General features: G+C 63.1%; 17 protein-coding genes and 2 tRNA genes. 2 read left to right on the top strand and 17 right to left on the bottom strand.

The genetic code is table 11. The features are described from left to right. Positions 1-26 precede the first annotated feature (26 nt). The 4 genes from J5J83_RS21185 to rnr form a co-directional block, all read right to left on the bottom strand. On the bottom strand, positions 27-1427 hold the full coding sequence (locus J5J83_RS21185; RefSeq protein WP_212352033.1) for a CmpA/NrtA family ABC transporter substrate-binding protein: 1401 nt from the start codon (positions 1425-1427) through the stop codon (positions 27-29). Positions 1428-1840: 413 nt separating this feature from the next. Then, positions 1841-3133 (bottom strand): nitrate regulatory protein, encoded by a 1293-nt coding sequence (locus J5J83_RS21180; protein ID WP_212352031.1) that lies wholly within the window; start codon positions 3131-3133, stop codon positions 1841-1843. A 101-nt stretch (positions 3134-3234) separates the two neighbouring features. Continuing rightward, on the bottom strand, positions 3235-4017 hold the full coding sequence (rlmB, locus tag J5J83_RS21175; RefSeq protein ID WP_349251931.1) for a 23S rRNA (guanosine(2251)-2'-O)-methyltransferase RlmB: 783 nt from the start codon (positions 4015-4017) through the stop codon (positions 3235-3237). A 121-nt stretch (positions 4018-4138) separates the two neighbouring features. Further along, positions 4139-6652 carry a ribonuclease R gene (rnr, locus tag J5J83_RS21170; protein ID WP_212352029.1) on the bottom strand — a complete coding sequence of 838 codons (2514 nt, stop codon included), beginning with the start codon at positions 6650-6652 and terminating at the stop codon, positions 4139-4141. 38 nt (positions 6653-6690) lie between these two features. Between rnr and J5J83_RS21165 the strand changes: the two genes are divergently transcribed. Further along, a tRNA-Leu gene (locus J5J83_RS21165) sits at positions 6691-6775 on the top strand. A gap of 195 nt (positions 6776-6970) precedes the next feature. Next, positions 6971-7052 (top strand) — tRNA-Leu (locus J5J83_RS21160). 148 nt (positions 7053-7200) lie between these two features. Here J5J83_RS21160 and J5J83_RS21155 read toward each other — a convergent pair. From J5J83_RS21155 to J5J83_RS21095, 13 genes are all read right to left on the bottom strand, one after another. Beyond that, positions 7201-8511 (bottom strand): adenylosuccinate synthase, encoded by a 1311-nt coding sequence (locus tag J5J83_RS21155; protein WP_212352027.1) that lies wholly within the window; start codon positions 8509-8511, stop codon positions 7201-7203. A gap of 4 nt (positions 8512-8515) precedes the next feature. Continuing rightward, complete coding sequence (locus J5J83_RS21150; RefSeq protein WP_212352025.1) at positions 8516-9670, bottom strand: ATP phosphoribosyltransferase regulatory subunit; 1155 nt, start codon at positions 9668-9670, stop codon at positions 8516-8518. Between the two features lie 7 nt (positions 9671-9677). After that, the gene (locus J5J83_RS21145; protein ID WP_212352023.1) at positions 9678-9863 is read right to left on the bottom strand and encodes a DUF2065 domain-containing protein; all 186 of its coding nucleotides are present in this window, start codon (positions 9861-9863) and stop codon (positions 9678-9680) included. Between the two features lie 6 nt (positions 9864-9869). After that, a complete protein-coding gene (gene hflC, locus J5J83_RS21140; RefSeq protein WP_212352021.1) occupies positions 9870-10751 on the bottom strand; it encodes a protease modulator HflC in 882 nt (293 codons plus the stop codon). After that, a complete protein-coding gene (gene hflK / locus J5J83_RS21135; protein WP_212352019.1) occupies positions 10751-12004 on the bottom strand; it encodes an FtsH protease activity modulator HflK in 1254 nt (417 codons plus the stop codon). The genes hflC and hflK overlap by 1 nt, the downstream gene beginning before the upstream one ends. A gap of 14 nt (positions 12005-12018) precedes the next feature. Then, on the bottom strand, positions 12019-13194 hold the full coding sequence (hflX, locus tag J5J83_RS21130; protein ID WP_212352018.1) for a GTPase HflX: 1176 nt from the start codon (positions 13192-13194) through the stop codon (positions 12019-12021). Positions 13195-13245: 51 nt separating this feature from the next. Continuing rightward, positions 13246-13491, bottom strand: coding sequence for an RNA chaperone Hfq (gene hfq / locus J5J83_RS21125; RefSeq protein ID WP_212352017.1), 246 nt, complete (start codon positions 13489-13491; stop codon positions 13246-13248). A 108-nt stretch (positions 13492-13599) separates the two neighbouring features. Beyond that, positions 13600-14928, bottom strand: a complete 1329-nt coding sequence (der, locus tag J5J83_RS21120; protein WP_212352016.1) for a ribosome biogenesis GTPase Der — start codon at positions 14926-14928, stop codon at positions 13600-13602. 15 nt (positions 14929-14943) lie between these two features. After that, positions 14944-16086, bottom strand: a complete 1143-nt coding sequence (gene bamB, locus J5J83_RS21115; protein WP_212352015.1) for an outer membrane protein assembly factor BamB — start codon at positions 16084-16086, stop codon at positions 14944-14946. A gap of 3 nt (positions 16087-16089) precedes the next feature. Continuing rightward, entirely contained in the window at positions 16090-16734 is a 645-nt protein-coding gene (locus J5J83_RS21110) for a tetratricopeptide repeat protein (protein WP_212352014.1), read from the bottom strand. After that, positions 16721-18031 carry a histidine--tRNA ligase gene (gene hisS, locus J5J83_RS21105; protein ID WP_212352012.1) on the bottom strand — a complete coding sequence of 437 codons (1311 nt, stop codon included), beginning with the start codon at positions 18029-18031 and terminating at the stop codon, positions 16721-16723. The genes J5J83_RS21110 and hisS overlap by 14 nt, the downstream gene beginning before the upstream one ends. Before the next feature lie 45 nt (positions 18032-18076). After that, positions 18077-19324 (bottom strand): flavodoxin-dependent (E)-4-hydroxy-3-methylbut-2-enyl-diphosphate synthase, encoded by a 1248-nt coding sequence (gene ispG / locus J5J83_RS21100; RefSeq protein WP_212352011.1) that lies wholly within the window; start codon positions 19322-19324, stop codon positions 18077-18079. 1 nt (position 19325) lies between these two features. Continuing rightward, positions 19326-19674: DUF4115 domain-containing protein (locus J5J83_RS21095; protein ID WP_212352010.1), on the bottom strand; the 349-nt coding region annotated here is incomplete at its 5' end.

Genomic DNA, 19674 nt, shown 5'->3' with positions numbered 1-19674 from the left:
GTCCTTCTCCTCGTCCATGACAGGATTCAACCGTTTGCCTTGGCCAATGCGTCGAGACTGACCTTCATCGAATTCACCTTGAAGCCTTTGAGGTAGTCCACCGGCTTGGACGGGTCGAAGGTCATGCCGTCAAAGAAGTGATCCGGCCCCATGGCGATCGGTGCGGACGCCTTGTCCAGCGTCCAGCCCCCGGTATGCGTGCCTTCGCTCTTGTAATCGATGGTCGGAATGGCGATACCAAGGTCCTTGGCCGCATCACGGTAGATATCTGCGCGATAGACCTGCTCGGCGACCTTCCTGAAGTTGATGGCCTGATCGATCTGCCCCCAGCGCACCATCTGGGTCAGGAACCACACCGCATGCGAACGCCACGGAAAGGTGGCCGCATAACGATAGAAGACATTGAAGTCCGGCATTTTCTGCGGGCCTTCGGCCTTGGTGTACAGCCAGGTGCCGGTCATCGAGTTCTCGACCACCGATTCCGGGGCATTGACGAAGGACTTGGCCGAAATGATCTTCACCACCTCGCCACGGTTCTCGGGCTTGTCCATCCACTGCGCCGCCTCGATCAGCGCGCGCACCGCCGCCTTGTGCGAATTGGGGTTCTTGTCCGCCCACTCGCGGGTGACGCCGAACACCTTCTCCGGGTTGTTGTTCCAGATCTCGTAATTGGTGATGATCGAGCGCCCGATGCCCATTTCCACCGCACGCTGGTTCCACGGCTCGCCCACGCAGTAACCGACGATGTTCTTCGACTGCAGGTTGGCAACCATCTGCGGCGGCGGAATCACGATCAGGCGCACGTCCTGATCCGGATCGATGCCGGCAGACGCCATCCAGTAACGGATTTCGTAGTTGTGGGTGGACACCGGAAACACCATGGCGAAGGTCATCGGCTCCTTGCCGGCCTTCTTGTCCTCGTCGATCACCTTCTTCAGCGCCAAGGCGGACGTCGGGCGCCCCTTCATCGCCGCCGGGTCGGCAGCGAGCATGCGATCGTAAAGTTCGTTAGACACCGTGATGCCGTTACCGTTGAGGTCCATGGAGAAGGCAGTGACGGTCTCCTGCTGGGTGGCACCGACACCCAGCGTGGCGGCCAACGGCATGCCGGCAAGCATGTGCGCACCGTCCAATTCGCCCAGCGAGACCTTGTCGCGGATGTTGGCCCAGGAAGCCTCCTTGGAGATCTCCACATCGAGGCCATGCTTCTTGAAGAAACCCTTCTCCTTGGCAATCACGATCGGGGCACAGTCGGTCAGTGGAATGATGCCGAACTTGAGCGCTGTCTTCTCCAGCCCTTCCGATCCGGCGGCCCACACGCCTGCGGGGAAGAGGCCGGACAACATCGCAGCCGTCCCGGCGGCGGCACTGGCCTTGATGAAGCCACGGCGGGTCAGCTCGGGGGTCTTGATTGTCTGCTTGGTCATGTTGAACTCCTTGATTGAATTCGGGAATGCAAAAAGGCGCCTCATTCCTTCTCGGCGCATCTGACGCTGAGGGAATGGACGCCTTTGTCCAGTGTTCGGGATTGTGTCGAACGCCGAACCATCATTGGTCCAGCTTTGCAGTGACTAACGCAGTAAGCGTGCCAGGTCGTCGATTTCGCGGGAAACACCCGAAAACAGTGGGATTGACCGGAAAACCCGCGCGGAAGCAAGGCGAAAGCCACGCACTGCTGCAGTGCAATAGCAGCACCGCCCGCACAGGCTTAGTGCAAGGAATGGGGACCTGAACCCGGGTTTGAAGCCTTGTTCCTGCGGCGCCCGCAGGCGCGGGAAAGCGTGACAGGACTCGGCCGCAAGCAGGATGGAGCCATCCATTTGCCGCCGTGCGGCGAGCGTCAGCCGCGCTTGAGGAAATCGGCCAGTGACAGGGTCGCTTCCGCCACATCGGCGAGGCGGCGATGCTGGTTCATCGCGGTCTGCTGCAGCATCTTGTACGCTTCGGCCTCATTCAGCCCCAGCCGCGACATCAGCAGCCCTTTGGCACGCTCGACCAACTTGCGCTCATTGAGCGCCGCGCGCGCCGTATTGAGCTCGTCGCTCATGGTCTGCAGGCGCTGCGACTGCGCCTGCATCAGATCGAGCACCGACCGCCCCAGGTGGGGACCGAGCCCGCCCGCACTCAACAGCCCCTCATTGTCGCCCGCCGCACCGACGTCGTCGGACCGTGCCGGCTTGTCGAGAAAGATGGCGACCGGCGCAGCCGCCTGTCCGCCAAGCGCCGAAAGACTGTCGAGAAACCGTTTGTGATCCTGCAGATCTGCCCGGGCCTCGGTCAATTGCGTTTCGCACACGTGCAGCAACGCATTGGTCGCACAGTCTTCGACCTGGCGCATCACATCGATCCGTGCGGTGGCACACTCATACCAACGCTCGCCGGCATCGCCGTCGAACGCTGCCGGCGACGCGGCGCAGGCAATACGACGCATGCGCTCGAGCGCGGCGACGGCCTCCGAATTCTGGGCATTGCGCCAGATCGTGCGCAGGGTTGCGTCGGCAAACTCCGTGAAAATCTGAAAGCACCGCTCCTGGGCGTCGATCAGGTGCGCCAAGCGTTGCTGACCCGCAGCATCGAAGCGTCCCGCCGCGAAACCTGCCGCCCCCACCGCACGTTCCTGACCCGCGAGTTCCTTACCCTGCATGAAATTGAACAGGGCGACCAGGGCACGCGAAATCACCGGATTGGCCGCCGTGTCGGCCGCTTCGAACACCACCGCGAGCAAGCCGGCGACCAGCTCGGTATAGCAGCGCATGGCTTCGTCGGACGTAATGTCATTCGCGGCAATTCGCTCCCGCAGCGCCGGGAGCGAGTCCAGCCCGTGCAGGACATGGGCAATCCGGCTGAACAGGCGCACACCGCCGGCCATGCGCCCGCTGTCGGTGTCGAGCCCGGAAAACTGCTCGCGCACCGCCGACTCGACCGCCAGACTCGCCGCGACACGTTCTGCACGCTGCCCGGCAAATCGTTTGCCGCCCGAGGCGAGATAGATGTTCGAGGTACCGCGCTCACGCTGCAGCATGTGCACAAGTTCGCTCACGCCTTTCACCAGTTCGCTGGTGACCTCGAGCTGCTCGAGTCCGTGGATCTCACAGCGTCGCGCAGCGATCAGAAAACCCAGTGCCGATTTCATCTTCCCACGCTCCCCCGATTCACCATCCGCACATGCTCGCAAGCGTCCTTTACGCTGCAAATCAAGCAATATGTGTGCGATGCCCCGCCACTGGCAAACCGTCAGACCCCGCGCTGGCGTCGCGCCTCGAACAGGCAAATGCCGCTCGCCACCGAGACGTTGAGGCTCTCCACGGTGCCGAGCATGGGAATCCTTGCCAGCTCATCGCAGGTGTCGCGCGTCAGCCGGCGCAGGCCGTCGCCTTCGGCGCCGAGCACCCAGGCCACCGGCCCTTTCTGCTCGACCTCGAACACCGACTTTTCGGCCTCACCAGCGGCCCCGATGACCCAGATGCCGGCCTCCTGCATCTCGCGCAGGGCACGAGCCAGGTTGGTCACGGTCACGTAAGGGACGCTATCGGCTGCCCCGCTGGCCACCTTGACCGCGGTGGCGTTGAGGCCCACCGCACGATCCTTGGGTGCAATCACCGCATGCGCCCCCACCGCATCGGCCACGCGCAGGCAGGCACCGAGATTGTGCGGGTCCTGTACGCCGTCAAGCACCAGCAGCAACGCAGGCTCTTCCAGCGCATCGAGCACGTCTGCAAGCTTGAGCTCGCGATGGCGCGCATCGACACGGGCAATCACCCCCTGGTGGCGGCGGGTGCCGACCATGCCATCGAGCCGGTCCGATTCACTCGGAATCAACCGTACCCCTTGCGCCTCAGCGAGCGCCGTCACCTCGCGGGCGCGGACATCCTGGCGCTGGCTCGACAGATGAATCTCGAACACCGATTCGGGATCGCGGCGCAGTTTGCCCAGCACCGCATGAAAGCCGTAGATCAGGCGGGACGCAGGCCGTCCTGCGTCTGCATTTTCGCCTGCGATGCCTGCCACGGCGTCCACGCCCGGCTCGCCCGCCACCGGGCGCTTCCGACGCGATGCGCGATCACCGTGAACTGCCGGACGTGCCGAACGCGGCTCGTCTGCGACAGAACGTTTTCCGGGACCGCTGCGGGATGTGTGTTTAACCACGGCGCTTGCCTTTCTTCTTCGTTGCGGCCGCTACCGCAGCCTTGGGTTTGCTCTTGCCGGCAGCACCCGCCTGAGGCCGGGCGCCAGTCTTCGGTTTACTGCTGCGACTACCGCGCGATGCCGGCTTCGGACTGTCAGCGACACGCCGTACGCTTTCCTCGGGCGCGGGACGGGCCTTGCGCCGGGTCGGTGCCGCCACAGGGCCATCGGATGCGGATGCGTGATCGCGTGCAGTCTTGCCGCTGCGCTCGGTCGGACGGCTCGTGCCCTCGATCAGGCGGAAATCGATCTTGTTGGTTTCCAGATCGACCCGTACCAATTGCACGCGCACCCTGTCCGACAGCCTGAAGCGCGCGTTGGTACGCTCGCCCGCCAGCTCGTGCCGGGTCTCGTCGAAGTGGAAATAGTCACTACCGAGGTCCGAAATATGTACCAGGCCCTCGATGAAAATATCATCCAGCGCGACAAAGAGGCCGAAGGGTACCACTGCCGACACGCTGCCGGAAAATTCCTCGCCGACACGATCCTGCATGTAATAGCACTTGAGCCACGACACGACATCGCGGGTGGCCTCGTCGGCGCGTCGTTCAGTGCTCGAACAATGCGCACCGATTTCATCCCAGTCGCCGGGCTGGTACGCCTCGTTCCTGAGCGCGGCCTTGATCGCGCGATGTACGAGCAGGTCCGGATAGCGCCGGATCGGCGAAGTGAAATGGGTGTACGCCTCGTAGGCCAGACCGAAGTGCCCGAGGTTGTCGGGACTGTACACTGCCTGCCGCAGAGATCGCAGCATGACCGTCTGCAGCAGCTGCGCATCGGGCCTGTCCTTGACCTTCTCCAGCAGCCCGGCGTAGTCCTTTGCACGCGGCTCGTCACCGCCGCCGATCGCGAGACCGAACTCGCCCAGGAAGCCACGCAGTTTGTCGAGTTTTTCGGGCGTCGGTCCTTCGTGCACACGATACAGCGCGGCCTGGTTGCGCGCTTGCAGGAAGTCCGATGCACAGACGTTGGCTGCCAGCATGCACTCTTCGATCAGGCGATGGGCATCGTTGCGCACTTCAGGCACGATGCGCTCGATCTTGCCGCCCTCGTCGAAGATCATCCGCGTCTCGGTGGTCTCGAAGTCGATCGCACCGCGCTTCGCGCGCGCCTTGAGCAGGGTCCGGAACAGCTTGTCGAGAGTCTGCAGGTGGGGCAGAAGCTCGCCGACTTCTTCCAGCGCAGCGGCATCCTTGTCATACAGGGCCGCGGCGACCTTGGTATAGGTCAGGCGGGCATGCGAGAACATCACTGCCGGGTAGAAGCGATAGGCCTTGATCGCGCCCGTCATCGAGATGCTCATGTCCGCGACCATGCACAGGCGTTCGACCTGCGGGTTGAGCGAGCACAGGCCATTGGACAACTTCTCCGGCAGCATCGGAATCACCCGTCGCGGGAAATACACCGAGTTGCCACGATCGTAGGCATCCTTGTCCAGCGCGCTGCCCGACTCGACATAGGCCGACACATCGGCAATGGCCACGATGAGGCGGTAGCCTCGGCCCTCACGCTCGCAATAGACGGCATCGTCAAAGTCGCGCGCCGTCTCGCCGTCAATGGTGACCAGCGGCAGTCCGGTGATGTCCTCCCTCCCCACCCAGTCCTTCTTGCGCACCTTGAGTGGCAGCTTGCGCGTTTCGGCCTTGGTCTCGGACGAGAACTCGTAGGGCAGTTCGTGCTTGCGCAGCGCGATCTCGATTTCCATGCCGGGGTCGGCATAGTTGCCGAGCACCTCGACCACACGCCCTATCGGCTGCGCGTATTTGGTTGGCTGCTCGATCAGCTCTACGGTAACCACCTGCCCAGGCGTCGGCTTCTTGCCCCCGGGGGCCACCAGGATGTCCTGCGCCAGGCGCTTGTTCTCTGGCACCACCAGCAAGACGCCGTGTTCGTTCAGCACGCGCCCGACCACGCGTGTGTTGGCGCGCTCCAGGATCTCGACGATCTTGCCTTCGGGCCGTCCGCGCCGATCCTGTCCGGAAATGCGCACGATGACACGATCGCCGTGCAGCACTTCGCGCATGTCCTTGGGGCCGATGAAGATGTCGGCGCCGCCATCATCCCTGCGCAGGAAACCGAAACCGTCGGGATGGCCCTCGATCTTGCCGCGAATCAGCGCCGCCTTGTCTGGAATCAGATAGGCATCACGGCGGTTGCGGACCAACTGACCGTCGCGCTGCATGGCACGCAGACGCCGATCGAAATGCTCGAGCTCGGCGCTGGTGATGTCGAGCGCACGCGCGAGCTCCTCGAAGGACATCGGCACGCCTTGCTCGACAAGGACCTGTTCGATGTATTCACGGCTCGGAAGCGGCTGATCGTACTTGAGCGACTCGCGCTCGAAAAACGGGTCGGCACGACGGATGGCACTGGGCCCCTTGGCACGATTACGCCGGCCTGTCGCCTTCGTTGGCGTCTCGGCGCTTGCAGTCTGCACGGGATTTGTATTTTTTGTATTTCTGGTCATTGACATTCTTCTCTAGGTGCTTATAATGCGCGGCTCTTGCCCAGATGGCGGAATTGGTAGACGCACTAGTTTCAGGTACTAGCGCTGCGAGGCGTGGAGGTTCGAGTCCTCTTCTGGGCACCAGTTTCGCAGGAAAGCCGCTCTTCGGAGCGGCTTTTTTGTTTTGTAGTTTTGATTGATCGATCTGCAACGGCGGCCTTGAGGGCAAGTGCCAACGCACACGAAACGCGCTCACGACAGCCGTTCTCGTACCGGACAGAAATTTTTGCCGATTTTGCCTTCCATCGGCAAGATGATCCGGATACAATGCGCCTCCCTGCCCAGATGGCGGAATTGGTAGACGCACTAGTTTCAGGTACTAGCGCTGCGAGGCGTGGAGGTTCGAGTCCTCTTCTGGGCCTAGCGCTGCGAGGCGTGGAGGTTCGAGTCCTCTTCTGGGCACCAGTTTCAAAGCAAAGCCGACCTTGTGTCGGCTTTTTGCTTTTTCCGCCCTGCGGCGCACGCCAGCGACGGCGCCGGTCTCACAACCGGCGCACGGCGCACGTTCATCAGGCCCCAAAAGGATGGCGACGCAGAATGGTCTCGTCACGCTCCGGACCGGTGGAAATCACATCGATGGGAATCTCGCAGATCTCTTCGATGCGGTGCAGGTAGGCGCGTGCCTCCTGGGGCAGCGCGTCCCAGCTCTGCGCGCCGAAGGTCGTGCCGCTCCAGCCGGCCATCGTTTCGTAGATGGGTTCGCAGCGGGTGACCTCTTCGGACCCCATCGGCAGCAGATCGATGCGCTTGCCGTCGAGCATGTAGCCGGTGCACAGCTTGAGCTCGGTCAGACCGTCGAGCACATCGAGCTTGGTGATACACAGCCCGGTCACACCATTGATGATGATCGAACGCTTCAGCGCGGCAAGATCGAGCCAGCCGCAGCGACGCTTGCGCCCCGTGACGGTACCGAACTCACGACCCTTGGTCGACATCTGCTCGCCGGGCACGCCCTTGGTCTCGATGTCGAGCTCGGTCGGGAACGGGCCGCCACCCACGCGGGTGCAGTATGCCTTGGTGATCCCGAGTACATAGTGCAGGCGCCCAGGCCCGACGCCCGAACCGGCTGCAGCCTGACCCGCCACGCAGTTGCTCGAGGTAACGAAGGGATAGGTGCCATGATCGATGTCCAGCAAGGTACCCTGTGCGCCTTCGAACAGCAGACTGCCGCCGTTCTTGTTCACCGCGTAGAGTTCGGCCGAGACATCTGCCACCATCGGCAGGATCTTCTCGGCGTCACGCATCGCCTCGTCGAAGACAGTCTGGAAGTCGACCGCGTCCGCACCCAGGTGCTGGGTCAGCACGAAGTTGTGATATTCGAGGTTACTCCGCAGCTTCTCGGCAAAACGCTCGCGATCGAAGAGGTCGTAGACCCTCAGCGCGCGGCGCGCCACCTTGTCTTCATAGGTAGGACCGATACCCTTGCCGGTCGTGCCGATCTTGTCGCCAGCGGACTTCTTCGCCTCGCGCGCGCGGTCGAGTGCCGAGTGGTAACCCAGAATCAGCGGACACCCCGGACTGATACGCAGGCGCTCGCTGACCTTGATGCCGCCCGCTTCCAGCGTGGCGATTTCGGACAGCAGGTGATGAATGTCGAGCACGACACCATTGCCGATGTAACAGGCCACGCCCTCACGTACGATGCCCGACGGCACCAGATTTAGCTTGTATTCCTTCTGCCCGATCACCAGCGTATGGCCGGCATTGTGGCCGCCCTGGAAACGAACCACGCCTTGCGCATGATCGGTCAACCAGTCGACGATCTTGCCCTTGCCCTCGTCGCCCCACTGCGTACCGACAACCACTACGTTCTTTGACATCTGTTTACTCTCCCTGAAGCGGCTCGACCATCCACTGGCCTTCCCGCATCACAAGCTGCCGGTCACATCCGGCTTCATTCCACGTTCCATCGTGCCCGGGCAGGCCGATCACGACGATTTCGCCCTGCTCTCGCAAGGCCATGACTGCATCCTGCAAATCGGCACCCTGCGCATGCGGCGCAAGGATCGCGCCGGCGGGCGCAGGATCCGGCAGGCGCAAAGCCAGTTCGCGCAAGTCGAGGCTGAAGCCGGTCGCCGGCCGTGCACGTCCAAAGGCCTGAGCCACGCGGTCGTATCGTCCGCCCAGCGCCAGCGCCGAGGGCGAGCCGCCACCATAGGCGGCAAACACCACACCACTGTGATAGTGGTATCCGCGCAGATCCGCCAGATCGAAACTCACCGGCAAGTCCGACAATGCCGCAGCAAGCAGGCGCAGATCGCCCAGCGCGGCATCGATCTCGGCGTCCCGCGGCAAACGCGCCGCCGCGGCATCGATCACATCGGGGCCGCCATACAACTCGGGCAGCAGCAGCAGCGCGCTGCGCACAGGCTCCGGCACGTCCGCCAGCATGTCGCGCAAGCCCGGGACATCCTTGCTCTGAAGCAGGTCGAACAGCGCCTCCTCACGCCCTGGCACCAGACCCGCACGCCCGGCAAGCGCATGGAAGAGGCCGACATGGCCAATGTCGATGCGGGTCGCCGGCACATCGGCAAGCCGCATCACATCATTCAGCAGGCGAAGGATCTCGATATCCGCCTCGATCCCGGCGTGACCATAGAGCTCAGCCCCGAGCTGCAAGGGTTCGCGGGTCGCGGTCAATGTTGACGGCAGCGTATGCAGCACACTGCCGCAATAACACAGGCGCGACACCCCTTTGCGGTTCAGTAGATGGGAGTCGATGCGAGTGACCTGCGGCGTCATGTCCGCGCGCACCCCCATCGTCCGCCCCGACAACTGATCCACCAACTGGTAGGTCCGCAAGCGCAGATCCTGCCCGGCGCCAGTCGTGAGTGAATCGAGATACTCGAGCAGCGGCGGCATGACCTGCTGGTAGCCACGCACGCGGAAAGCGTCGAGCAGCCTGCGGCGCAGCCCCTCCAGCTTGTCGGCTTCGGACGGCAAGGCGTCCTGTATGTGATCGGGCAATACCCAGCGCATGAAAGAATCAACCAAAGACAATCAACAGGACCAGTCCCGCCAGCATCGATGACAAGCCAAAGAAACGTATCTGGCCGTCAGCCATGCGGGCGAGACGCAAAAAGGTTTCGCGCCAGGTAGCTGGCGCGACAAAGGGGACGATGCCTTCGATGATCAACATCAGCGCGAAGGCCGTCAGCAGGGAGTTGCCCATCAGGGATCAGTTCCGTCCCGACCCCTTGGAGTTCTTCATGAACTTGAAGAAGTCCGAACTCGGGTCGACCACCATCACGTCGTCCTTGCCGGAGAAGCTCGCCCGGTAAGCCTCGAGGCTGCGATAGAAGGAATAGAACTCCGGGCTTTGCCCGAAGGCGTCGGCGTAGATCGAGGTTGCCTTGGCGTCACCGGCACCCTTTTCACGCTGGGCGTCGCGGTAGGCCTCAGCGATGATGACCTCACGCTGACGATCCGCATCCGCACGGATCTTTTCGGCCTCGGCCGCACCCTGCGAGCGCAATTCGTTGGCCACGCGCTTGCGCTCGGCTTCCATCCGGCTATACACGGAAGCGGACACTTCGGTGGGAAGATCGACCCGCTTCAGGCGCACATCGATGATCTGGGCGCCGATCTTGCGCGCGTCCTGGTCGGCCTTGGCACGCATGTCCTCCATGATCTGGTCACGCTCACCCGACACGACGTCATGCACCGTGCGCTTGCCGAACTCCTCGCGCAGCCCGGCATTGACCGTCTGCGCCAGACGAATCCGGGCGCGCGATTCGTCGCCCGCCACCGACTCGTAATACAAACGCGGGTCGATGATGCGCCACTTGACGAAGTGGTCCACCAGCACGTTCTTCTTCTCCGAGGTGATGAAGCGCTCAGGCTCCGGCGTATCCATGGTAAGGATGCGCTTGTCGAAGTAACGCACGTTCTGAATCAGGGGCAGCTTCACGTTCAAACCCGGCGTACTGATGACATCCTTGACTTCGCCGAGCTGGAACACGATCGCAAACTGGCGCTGATCGACCGTAAATAGAGACATGGAGGCCACCGCTGCGACGAACAGCAGCGCACCACCGATCAGGGAAATCTTGTCACGCATCAACGCTCTCCCCGCTCACGGCTGCGCAGCAGATCGCGACTGCGCGGATCCAGGCTGCCGGCCGGTGCATTGGTTGCTGCAGGCAGGGTCACCTGCGGATCAGATACGGTTGGCGCAGGTGCGCTGCCCGCCTGCTGAATGATCTTGTCGAGCGGCAGGAGCAGCAAATTGCCATTGCCCTTGGCATCGATCATGACCTTGCTGGTGCTGGCCAGTATCTGCTGCATGGTCTCCAGGTACATGCGCTCCCGGGTCACTTCGGGCGCCCGCTTGAATTCGGTGTAGATCTGGTTGAAACGGCTCGCCTCACCCTCGGCGTTGGCGATCACCCGCTCGCGATACGCACTGGACTCCTCAAGCAAGCGCGAAGCCGTACCCCGCGCACGCGGAATGACGTCGTTCGCATAAGCCTCGCCTTCGTTCTTTTGCCGCTCGCGATCCTGGCCCGCTTTCACCGCATCGTCGAAGGAAGCCTGCACCTGCTCCGGCGGCTGCGCGTTCTGCATGGTCACACGGCTGATCTGGATACCCGTCTCGTAGCGATCGAGAATGCGCTGCATCAACTCCTGCGCAGTGGCGGCAATCTCTTCGCGCCCTTCGTACAGCACGAAGTCCATGCGACTCTTGCCGACGATCTCGCGCATGCCAGTTTCGGCCACTTGGGCGACCGACTCGTCCGGAAAACGGTTGTTGAAGACGTAGCTCTCGGGACTCTTGAGCACGTACTGAACCGCGAACTGAATGCTGATGATGTTCTCGTCATCAGTCAGCATCAGCGCCTCGCGCAGCACCTTGTTGCGTTCGGAGCCGCGATAGCCGACTTCGACCGTGCGCACACCGGTGAGGTCGACGATCTCGTGCGACTCGATCGGTGCGGGGAGGCGCCAGCGCAGACCGGGCTCGGTCGTCTCGACGAACTTGCCCAGCCGCAGCACGACGCCACGCTGGTTCGCGTCAACGGTGTAGAAACCGCTCGCCAGCCACACGACGACAACCAGCGCCAGCAGTGCACCGATGCCGCCGCCAAACTGTTTGAACGAGAAGTTCGGCAACTGTGGACCATCGCCGCCGTCGCCACCGCCCGAACCGCTGCCGCGTCCGCCGCGCTTGCCGCCGAACATACCGGAAAGTCGTTGATTGAAATCGCGCCAGACTTCCTCGAGATCAGGAGGCCCCTGGTTACCGCCGCGATTGCCTTCGCCGCGATCACCGTCGTTTCCGCGGTTACCCCAGCGTGGATCGTTGAGTGACATGAGAATGCCTGTTATCACTGTTGCAATGGAAAGTTATTGACGGAGTCGACGTCGTGCTCAGGATCGGAAGCAGCTGCTTCTCGAGCGTCGATTACGCGCTGGGTCGAGGCCTGTGCAATCTCGGCCAATGCAGTACGCATCAGGTCCACCCCATCGCCGCTTCTCGCGCTCAAAAAAACGCGCCTGATTCTATCACAGTCACCCCTCTCGACTGCCGCCTCGGCGTGGGTCAGGTCAATCTTGTTCCACACCAGAATTTGCGGCACATCGGCAGCGCCGATCTCGGCCAACACGTCATTTACTGCCGCAATCTGCGCATCGCGGTCTTCGCTGGCCGAATCCACGACGTGAAGCAGAAGGTCAGCCTGGGCCGTCTCCTCCAGCGTCGCCTTGAACGCCTCTACCAACGCATGCGGCAGATCACGGATGAATCCGACCGTGTCGGACAGCACGACGTTCCCGGAACCGACAAAAAGTCTTCTCGAGGTCGTGTCCAGCGTGGCGAAAAGCTGGTCGGCGGCGTAGCCGCCTGCCTTGGTCAGCGCGTTGAACAGTGTGGACTTGCCCGCATTGGTGTAGCCGACCAGCGACACCGACAGCACATCCTGGCGGTCACGGCCGCGGCGACGGGTGCGACGCTGTTTCTCGATCTGCTTGAGCCGCAGCTTCAGCATCTTCACCCGGATCCCCAGCAGGCGACGGTCGGTCTCGAGCTGGGTTTCGCCCGGCCCACGCAAACCGATGCCGCCCTTCTGGCGTTCGAGGTGAGTCCAGCCACGCACAAGGCGGGTCGCCAGATGACTGAGCTGTGCCAGCTCGACCTGCAACTTGCCCTCGTGACTTCGCGCGCGTTGCGCAAAGATGTCGAGAATCAGCGCTGTACGGTCGATGACCCGATGGCCGAGCTCGCGCTCGAGGTTGCGCTGCTGGCCGGGCGACAGCGCATGATTGAAGATGACCAGATCGGCCTCGTTGGCACGCAGCGCCTCGGCGATTTCCGCGACTTTTCCCCGCCCGGCGAAAAGCGCCGGATCAGGCGCAGCACGACGGCCGGACACCACCGCTTCGACGCTGGCGCCCGCACTCTGAGCCAGCAGCTTGAGTTCGGAAAGACGCTCCTCGAACGCCCCCTGCCGCAGATCGAGCTGGACGAGTACCGCCCGCTCGCCGCTCTCGGGACGTTCAAACATGGGCACTGAGCGCGGCAGGTAGCCGCCGAGCGGTTAGACCGAAAGGGGAAATCAGTTGGCGCCCTCGGCCGCTTCCTGCTGCTGTATGGTCACCGGGCGGGCGGGCACCACGGTCGAGATGGCGTGCTTGTAGACCATCTGGGTGACGGTATTCTTGAGCAGCACAACATACTGGTCGAACGATTCGATCTGCCCCTGCAGCTTGATGCCATTGACCAGGTAGATCGAGACAGGCACATGCTCCCTGCGCAGGGTGTTCAAAAACGGGTCTTGTAAAAGTTGCCCTTTATTGCTCATTGTGGAACCTCGTTATCTTGTGTTTATAAGAATGTATAGTAATTATTGCTGCGTCGCAACATGACAACACGGCGCAAATCCTGGTGTGGAGACAAGGATTTCGCGCAATCAGGGTTTGCTCGCGTACGGATTGTGCGCAGTACGGAACTGGATGCGCAAGGGGGTACCCTGAAGTTTGAATGCCTCCATGAAGGCACGTTCGAGGTAACGCACATAGGAAGTCGGGAGGTTTTCCAGAGAATTACCATGGATCACGATGATCGGCGGGTTCATGCCGCCCTGGTGCGCATAGCGCAGCTTGGGTCGGGAAGTGCCGTGGCGTGGCGGTGCCTGCTTTGCAATGGCGGCCTGCATCGTGCGTGTCAGTTGTGGCGTTGACAGGTTCGACATCGCCGCTGCATACGCCGCATCGACCGACTTCAGCAGCGCGCCCACGCCGTCGGCCTTCAGTGCCGAAATCTGGTGAAAGCGGGCAAATGACAGAAAGCCGAGCTTGCGCGAAATCTCCTGCTTGAGCTGGTCACGCTGGTAATCGTCGACGGCGTCCCACTTGTTGATCGCCACCACCAGCGCACGGCCGGCATCGAGCACGAAGCCGGCAATATGCGCATCCTGATCGGAGATCTCCTGCGAGGCGTCAAGCACCAACACGGCCACGTTCGCTTCCTGAATCGCCTGAAGGGTCTTGATCACGGAGAACTTTTCCACCGCCTCGAAAACCCGGCCACGTCGCCGCAGCCCGGCCGTATCGATCAGTGTGTAATGCTTGCCGCCACGTTCGAATGGAATAGAAATCGCGTCGCGCGTGGTACCGGGCAGGTCGAATGCAATCACGCGCTCTTCGCCGATCAGCGTATTCACCAGCGTCGACTTGCCGACGTTGGGTCGTCCCACGATCGCCACCGAAGGACCGCTGTCCTCGCTGGATGCAGGCTCGTCATCAGGCGCGAACGGTGCGAGAACGAGTTCGACCAGCTGCTTGACACCGTCGCCATGGGCTGCCGACACCGGCAACGGCGCGCCGAACCCGAGAGCATGGAAGTCGGCCGAGGCCAGCGCGCGCTCCAGCCCCTCGGCTTTGTTCACGACGAGGTGAACGGGTCGCCCCGCTCGACGCAGCCGTGCGGCAATCTGTTCGTCATGTGGCGTGCGCCCGGCGCGGCCATCGACGAGGAAGAGCAGCACGTCGGCTTCGGCGATGGCCTGCTCCGCCTGGCGCGCCATCTCGTGCATGATTCCGTCCTTGGCCACGGGATCGAAGCCGGCGGTATCGACCACGAGGTAGTCCCGGTCTCCCACGCGACCGATACCGTAGTGGCGGTCGCGGGTCAAACCGGGCTGGTCGGCAACCAGCGCATCACGGGTGCGCGTCAAGCGGTTGAAAAGCGTCGATTTGCCCACATTGGGACGACCGACGAGGACGATGGTAGGTTTCACAAAGAGTATTCCGACTTAACGCACGTCATAGGCGACGATGTCGCCATCGCGCGTCTGAACGACGAAGCCGCCGCCCAGGCGCTGCAGGTCGGCCACGACCGCACTGCTATCGACACGCCGGCGGGCGGCGAAAGCACCATCCTCGCGACGCAACAGATGAACATATCCCTCGACATCGCCGACGGCGACGTAATCGCCGACAATGAGAGGACGCGACACTTTGCGCCGCACCAGCGCATCCTGCTTCCACATGCTCGCCCCGCTATACACGTCAAGTGCCTGCACGGCATCGTGGTCGTCGGTAATGACGGCGAAGCGGGTGTCGCGATCCATGCCCACCGCACTCGAGAAGTCGCGCGCCCACAGCGCGTTGCCGTTGCTGCCGTCAAAGCAGGCTGCGCGTCCCTGATAGGTCACGGCACAAACCTCGCGCCGGCTCACCACCGGCGTGCCGGCAACGTCTGCCACACGCTCGAGCTCGGTCGCGCCGCGCGGCGTGGCCACGTTCAACTCCCACAAGGCGCCACCGTTGGCCAGGTTGACGGCCACCAGCTTGCCGCCGGGGAAGCCCGCCAGCAAGACATTGCCTTCGAGCACCACGCCTGCATGGCTGCGCAGGGCTAGCGCGGGGTTGTTGCGCTGATACACCCAGCGCCGGCTTCCGTCCCGCGCATTGAGTGCGATCAATCGGTGATCTGACGCACGCATGACCACCACATCGGCATTGACCGCGGGCGGCGCGAGCACCTCGGCCCCGACCGGCACACGCCAGCGCTCGGCGCCACTCTGCGCATCGTAGGCAATGGCTTCGCCACCAACGCTCACCACCACGGCAAGCCGGCCGTCACTGCCAACGCCGGCCGACAACTCGGTCTTTGCGTCACTGCGCCACACCGCGCGCGCGCCGTCGAAGCGGGCGACGCTGCCCCCCGTCGCAGCCGCATAGACGCTGTCACCGACCACCGCCGGCCGAAAGACGTAGGTACCGGCTTTGCCGATGTTGGTCTTCCACAGTTCGTGCAGGTCGACAGTGGGCTTGAAATCGGCCAGCTCGGCGGGCTTCGGCGCGCTGCTGGCGAAGGGGTTCAGCGAGGAGCAACCGGCAAGCAGGGCGAAGGCGCACAGCATCGGCAACATGCGCAGATTGGATGATTTCATGATTCAGCCTTCAAGCGATTCAAGTTTGACGCGCACAACCTCGCGCAGCGTCACCGCCTCGTCACCCGCAATGGCCAGGGCCTCGATCGCGGCCTGATAGGCGGCACGGGCCTCGGACGTCTTGCCCTGCGCCGCGAGCACATCCCCGCGCAGATCCTCGAAACGCGCGCGATAGGCACCGGCCGGCACCGGTTGCAGACGCTCGAGTGCCTGATCCTTGGCGCCCTGCTGCAACAACACGGCGGCAAGGCGCAATCGCGCAAGCTCGCGCAAGGCCGGGTCTGCGCCCTTGTCCGCGGCCCATTCGAGCTGCGCCCGGGCGTTGTCGAGATCGCCCTTGGCAAACTGCACCGAGGCAGACAGCAGGGCACCCAGCTGTGCATAGGCGGTGCTGCCGTAATCCCCGATCAGGCGCCCGGCGGCATCGCGCGCCCTTTGTGCGTCCTGCCCCGCTGCCGCCTGCTGCAGGCTGTAATACACCGCGCCGGCTTCGGCAGCGACCTTGTTCCTGTACCACTGCCAGCCCTGCCAACCCACCGAGGTGACCGCCGCAGCGACGGCAATCGCTGTCACCAGCTTGCCATACTGCGACCACCATGCCTTGAGTTCGGAAATCTGTTCCTGCTCTTCCAGGTCATACACTGCCATTGTCAGCCCCTTCTTCGCCATTCTCGTTGAACACGAGCTGCGCCACGGTCTCGGATACCAGATCCACCGCCACGCGCTGTTGCAATCCCGGCCCACGCAGGGGCTTCACGCCGACTTCACCGGCAAGCGCCTCGTCCTCGCCGATCACCACCGCCACCGCCGCGCCACTGCCGTCGGCCTTCTTCATCTGCGACTTGAAACTGCCGCCACCACAGTGCAGGACGGCCATGAAGCCATGTCCGCGCAAGGCCTCGGCCGCGCGGAAAGCCAGCCGGCGAGCAGTGTCGCCCATATGCACCACGTACACATCGGGCACCGGGCGCTCTGCCTCGCCGCCGCTTTCGCGCCACAGTGCCAGCAAGCGCTCCACGCCCATGGCAAAACCCGCCGCCGGCTGCGGTTTGCCGCCAAGCTGGCTGACCAGACCGTCGTAACGTCCGCCGGCGCACACCGTGCCCTGCGCGCCGAGGCGTGTCGTCACCCACTCGAACACCGTGCGGTTGTAGTAATCCAGACCGCGCACGAGTCGATGATTGATACGGAACGGAATGCCGGCGTCCTTGAGCAGCGTCTGAACCGCATTGAAATGCGCCTGCGATTCATCGCCGAGATAGTCCGCCAGCTTGGGCGCCGCCTCGACCACATCCTGCAGATCCGGGTTCTTGGTATCCAGTATCCGCAGCGGATTGGTATAGAGGCGGCGTTTCCCGTCCTCGTCCAGGCGGGCTTGGTGCTGCTCGAGATAGGCGATCAGCGCCGCGCGATGCAACGCCCGCTCCTCGGCGGAACCGAGCGAATTGAGTTCGAGCCTCACATCCTCCAGACCGAGGTCATCCCACAGCCGGGCACACATGATGATGTGTTCGGCGTCGATGTCCGGCCCGGCAAAGCCGAGCGCCTCGACACCGATCTGGTGAAACTGGCGATAGCGTCCCTTTTGCGGGCGCTCGTGACGGAACATCGGCCCCTGGTAGTAGAGGCGCTGCGGCCCCCCTGCCGCCACCAGGTTGTGCTGTATCGCTGCGCGCACGCACGACGCCGTGCCTTCCGGACGCAGCGTCAGGTGCTCGCCATTGAGCGCGTCCTCGAACGAATACATTTCCTTCTCGACGATATCGGTCACTTCGCCGATCGCACGCTTGAACAGCGGCGTGGGCTCGACGATGGGCATGCGGATCGGGCGGTAGCCGTAGCTGCGCAGCCAATCGCGCACGATGTCTTCGAAGTGCTCCCAGATTTCGGCGTCGTCGGGCAGGATGTCGTTCATCCCGCGGACGGCTTGCAAGGTCTGACTCATGGATGGATCTGCTTGTCGTTGTCTTGTTGTTGTCGGGCCAGGTGCTCAGCCCGCCTTTCTGATGTACCGAGTGGCCACGTAATCATCGACGATGGCCTTGAACTCCGCGGCGATATTATCGCCGCGCAGGGTAACCGTCTTTTCGCCATCGACGAATACCGGCGCCGCCGGCGACTCCCCCGTGCCTGGCAGGGAAATACCGATATTGGCGTGCTTGCTCTCGCCCGGCCCGTTCACCACGCATCCCATGACAGCCAGCGTCATGTTCTCGACGCCGTCGTACTGCTCGCGCCAGACCGGCATCTGCTCGCGCACGTAATTCTGGATGCCGGAGGCCAGCTCCTGGAAGAAAGTGCTGGTCGTTCGGCCGCAGCCGGGACATGCCGTCACCATGGGCGTAAACGCCCGCAAGCCCATCGTCTGCAGAATCTCCTGCGCAACCACCACCTCCTGGGTTCGGCTGCCGCCGGGCTCAGGGGTGAGCGAGATGCGAATCGTGTCACCGATGCCTTCCTGCAACAGTACGGCAAGGGCGGCCGTGGATGCGACGATCCCCTTGCTGCCCATGCCGGCCTCGGTCAGACCGAGATGCAGCGGATAATCGCTGCGTTGCGCCAGATCACGATAGACGGCAATCAGATCCTGCACGCTGGACACTTTGGCCGACAGGATGATGCGGTCGGCACCCAGTCCGTACTCCTCGGCCTTGGCCGCGGACTCCAGCGCCGAAACGACCAGTGCCTCTCGCATCACCGCGCCGGCGTCGCGCGGCACCGCCCGAACGGCATTCTCGTCCATGATGCGAGCCAGCACCGACTGATCCAGACTACCCCAGTTCACGCCGATTCGAACCGGTTTGTCGTACTTGCAGGCAATCTCGACGATCGCCGCGAATTGAGGGTCGCGCTTGCTGCCTGCGCCCACATTGCCCGGATTGATACGAAGTTTGGCCAGCGCCTCGGCACAGGCGGGATGCTTGCTGAGCAGGGTATGACCGTTATAGTGGAAATCGCCCACCAGCGGCACGTCCATGTTCAATGCCAGCAGGCGGTCGCGAATATGCGGTACGGCCCGCGCTGCGTCTTCATTGTTGACGGTGATGCGCACCATTTCCGATCCCGCACGGGCGAGCTCGGCGACCTGCATCGCCGTACCGAGCACATCCGCGGTATCGGTATTGGTCATGGACTGTATGACTACGGGTGCAGCGCCGCCGACGGCGACCTTTCCGATGCGGACAAGGCGCGTTGCACGACGAGGCAGCGGGGCGAATACTGGAGTGGATTGCGTCATGTCACTTGACCGTCAGTCGGGCAACCGAGACCTTGGTGTGCGGTGCAAGATCGACCGGATTGCCGTTGAATTCGAGCTGCACACTGCGTGCATTGCCAATCACCAGTGCAAAGGGCGGCTTGCCCTGCACGGTGCGGGAGCTGCCGGCAACGCCAAGCCCCGAAAATACGATCGTGCCCGCCCCATCCCGCACTTCGACCCAGGATTCGCCCGAAAAGGTGAACCGCAGTGGCGGAGGCGGTTCGGCAGCAGCCTCGGCCCCTGCCGGCGTCGCCTCGGTCGCTGGCGCCGAGACACCGGCAGGCACATTGGCCGGCACCGCAGGCGCCAGCGTCGGGACGGTCGCAACC

It is taken from the genome of Azoarcus sp. L1K30 (assembly GCF_018122735.1).
Taxonomy (GTDB): domain Bacteria; phylum Pseudomonadota; class Gammaproteobacteria; order Burkholderiales; family Rhodocyclaceae; genus Parazoarcus.
This window is presented reverse-complemented; position numbering and strand designations above follow the sequence as displayed.

Coding starts and splice junctions, on each gene's coding strand:
- J5J83_RS21185 (WP_212352033.1), bottom strand. CDS start 1,427: ATGACCAAGCAGACAATCAAGACCCCCGAGCTGACCCGCCGTGGCTTC.
- J5J83_RS21180 (WP_212352031.1), bottom strand. CDS start 3,133: ATGAAATCGGCACTGGGTTTTCTGATCGCTGCGCGACGCTGTGAGATC.
- rnr (WP_212352029.1), bottom strand. CDS start 6,652: ATGACCAGAAATACAAAAAATACAAATCCCGTGCAGACTGCAAGCGCC.
- J5J83_RS21155 (WP_212352027.1), bottom strand. CDS start 8,511: ATGTCAAAGAACGTAGTGGTTGTCGGTACGCAGTGGGGCGACGAGGGC.
- J5J83_RS21150 (WP_212352025.1), bottom strand. CDS start 9,670: ATGCGCTGGGTATTGCCCGATCACATACAGGACGCCTTGCCGTCCGAA.
- J5J83_RS21145 (WP_212352023.1), bottom strand. CDS start 9,863: ATGGGCAACTCCCTGCTGACGGCCTTCGCGCTGATGTTGATCATCGAA.
- hflC (WP_212352021.1), bottom strand. CDS start 10,751: ATGCGTGACAAGATTTCCCTGATCGGTGGTGCGCTGCTGTTCGTCGCA.
- hflK (WP_212352019.1), bottom strand. CDS start 12,004: ATGTCACTCAACGATCCACGCTGGGGTAACCGCGGAAACGACGGTGAT.
- hflX (WP_212352018.1), bottom strand. CDS start 13,194: ATGTTTGAACGTCCCGAGAGCGGCGAGCGGGCGGTACTCGTCCAGCTC.
- hfq (WP_212352017.1), bottom strand. CDS start 13,491: ATGAGCAATAAAGGGCAACTTTTACAAGACCCGTTTTTGAACACCCTG.
- bamB (WP_212352015.1), bottom strand. CDS start 16,086: ATGAAATCATCCAATCTGCGCATGTTGCCGATGCTGTGCGCCTTCGCC.
- J5J83_RS21110 (WP_212352014.1), bottom strand. CDS start 16,734: ATGGCAGTGTATGACCTGGAAGAGCAGGAACAGATTTCCGAACTCAAG.
- hisS (WP_212352012.1), bottom strand. CDS start 18,031: ATGAGTCAGACCTTGCAAGCCGTCCGCGGGATGAACGACATCCTGCCC.
- ispG (WP_212352011.1), bottom strand. CDS start 19,324: ATGACGCAATCCACTCCAGTATTCGCCCCGCTGCCTCGTCGTGCAACG.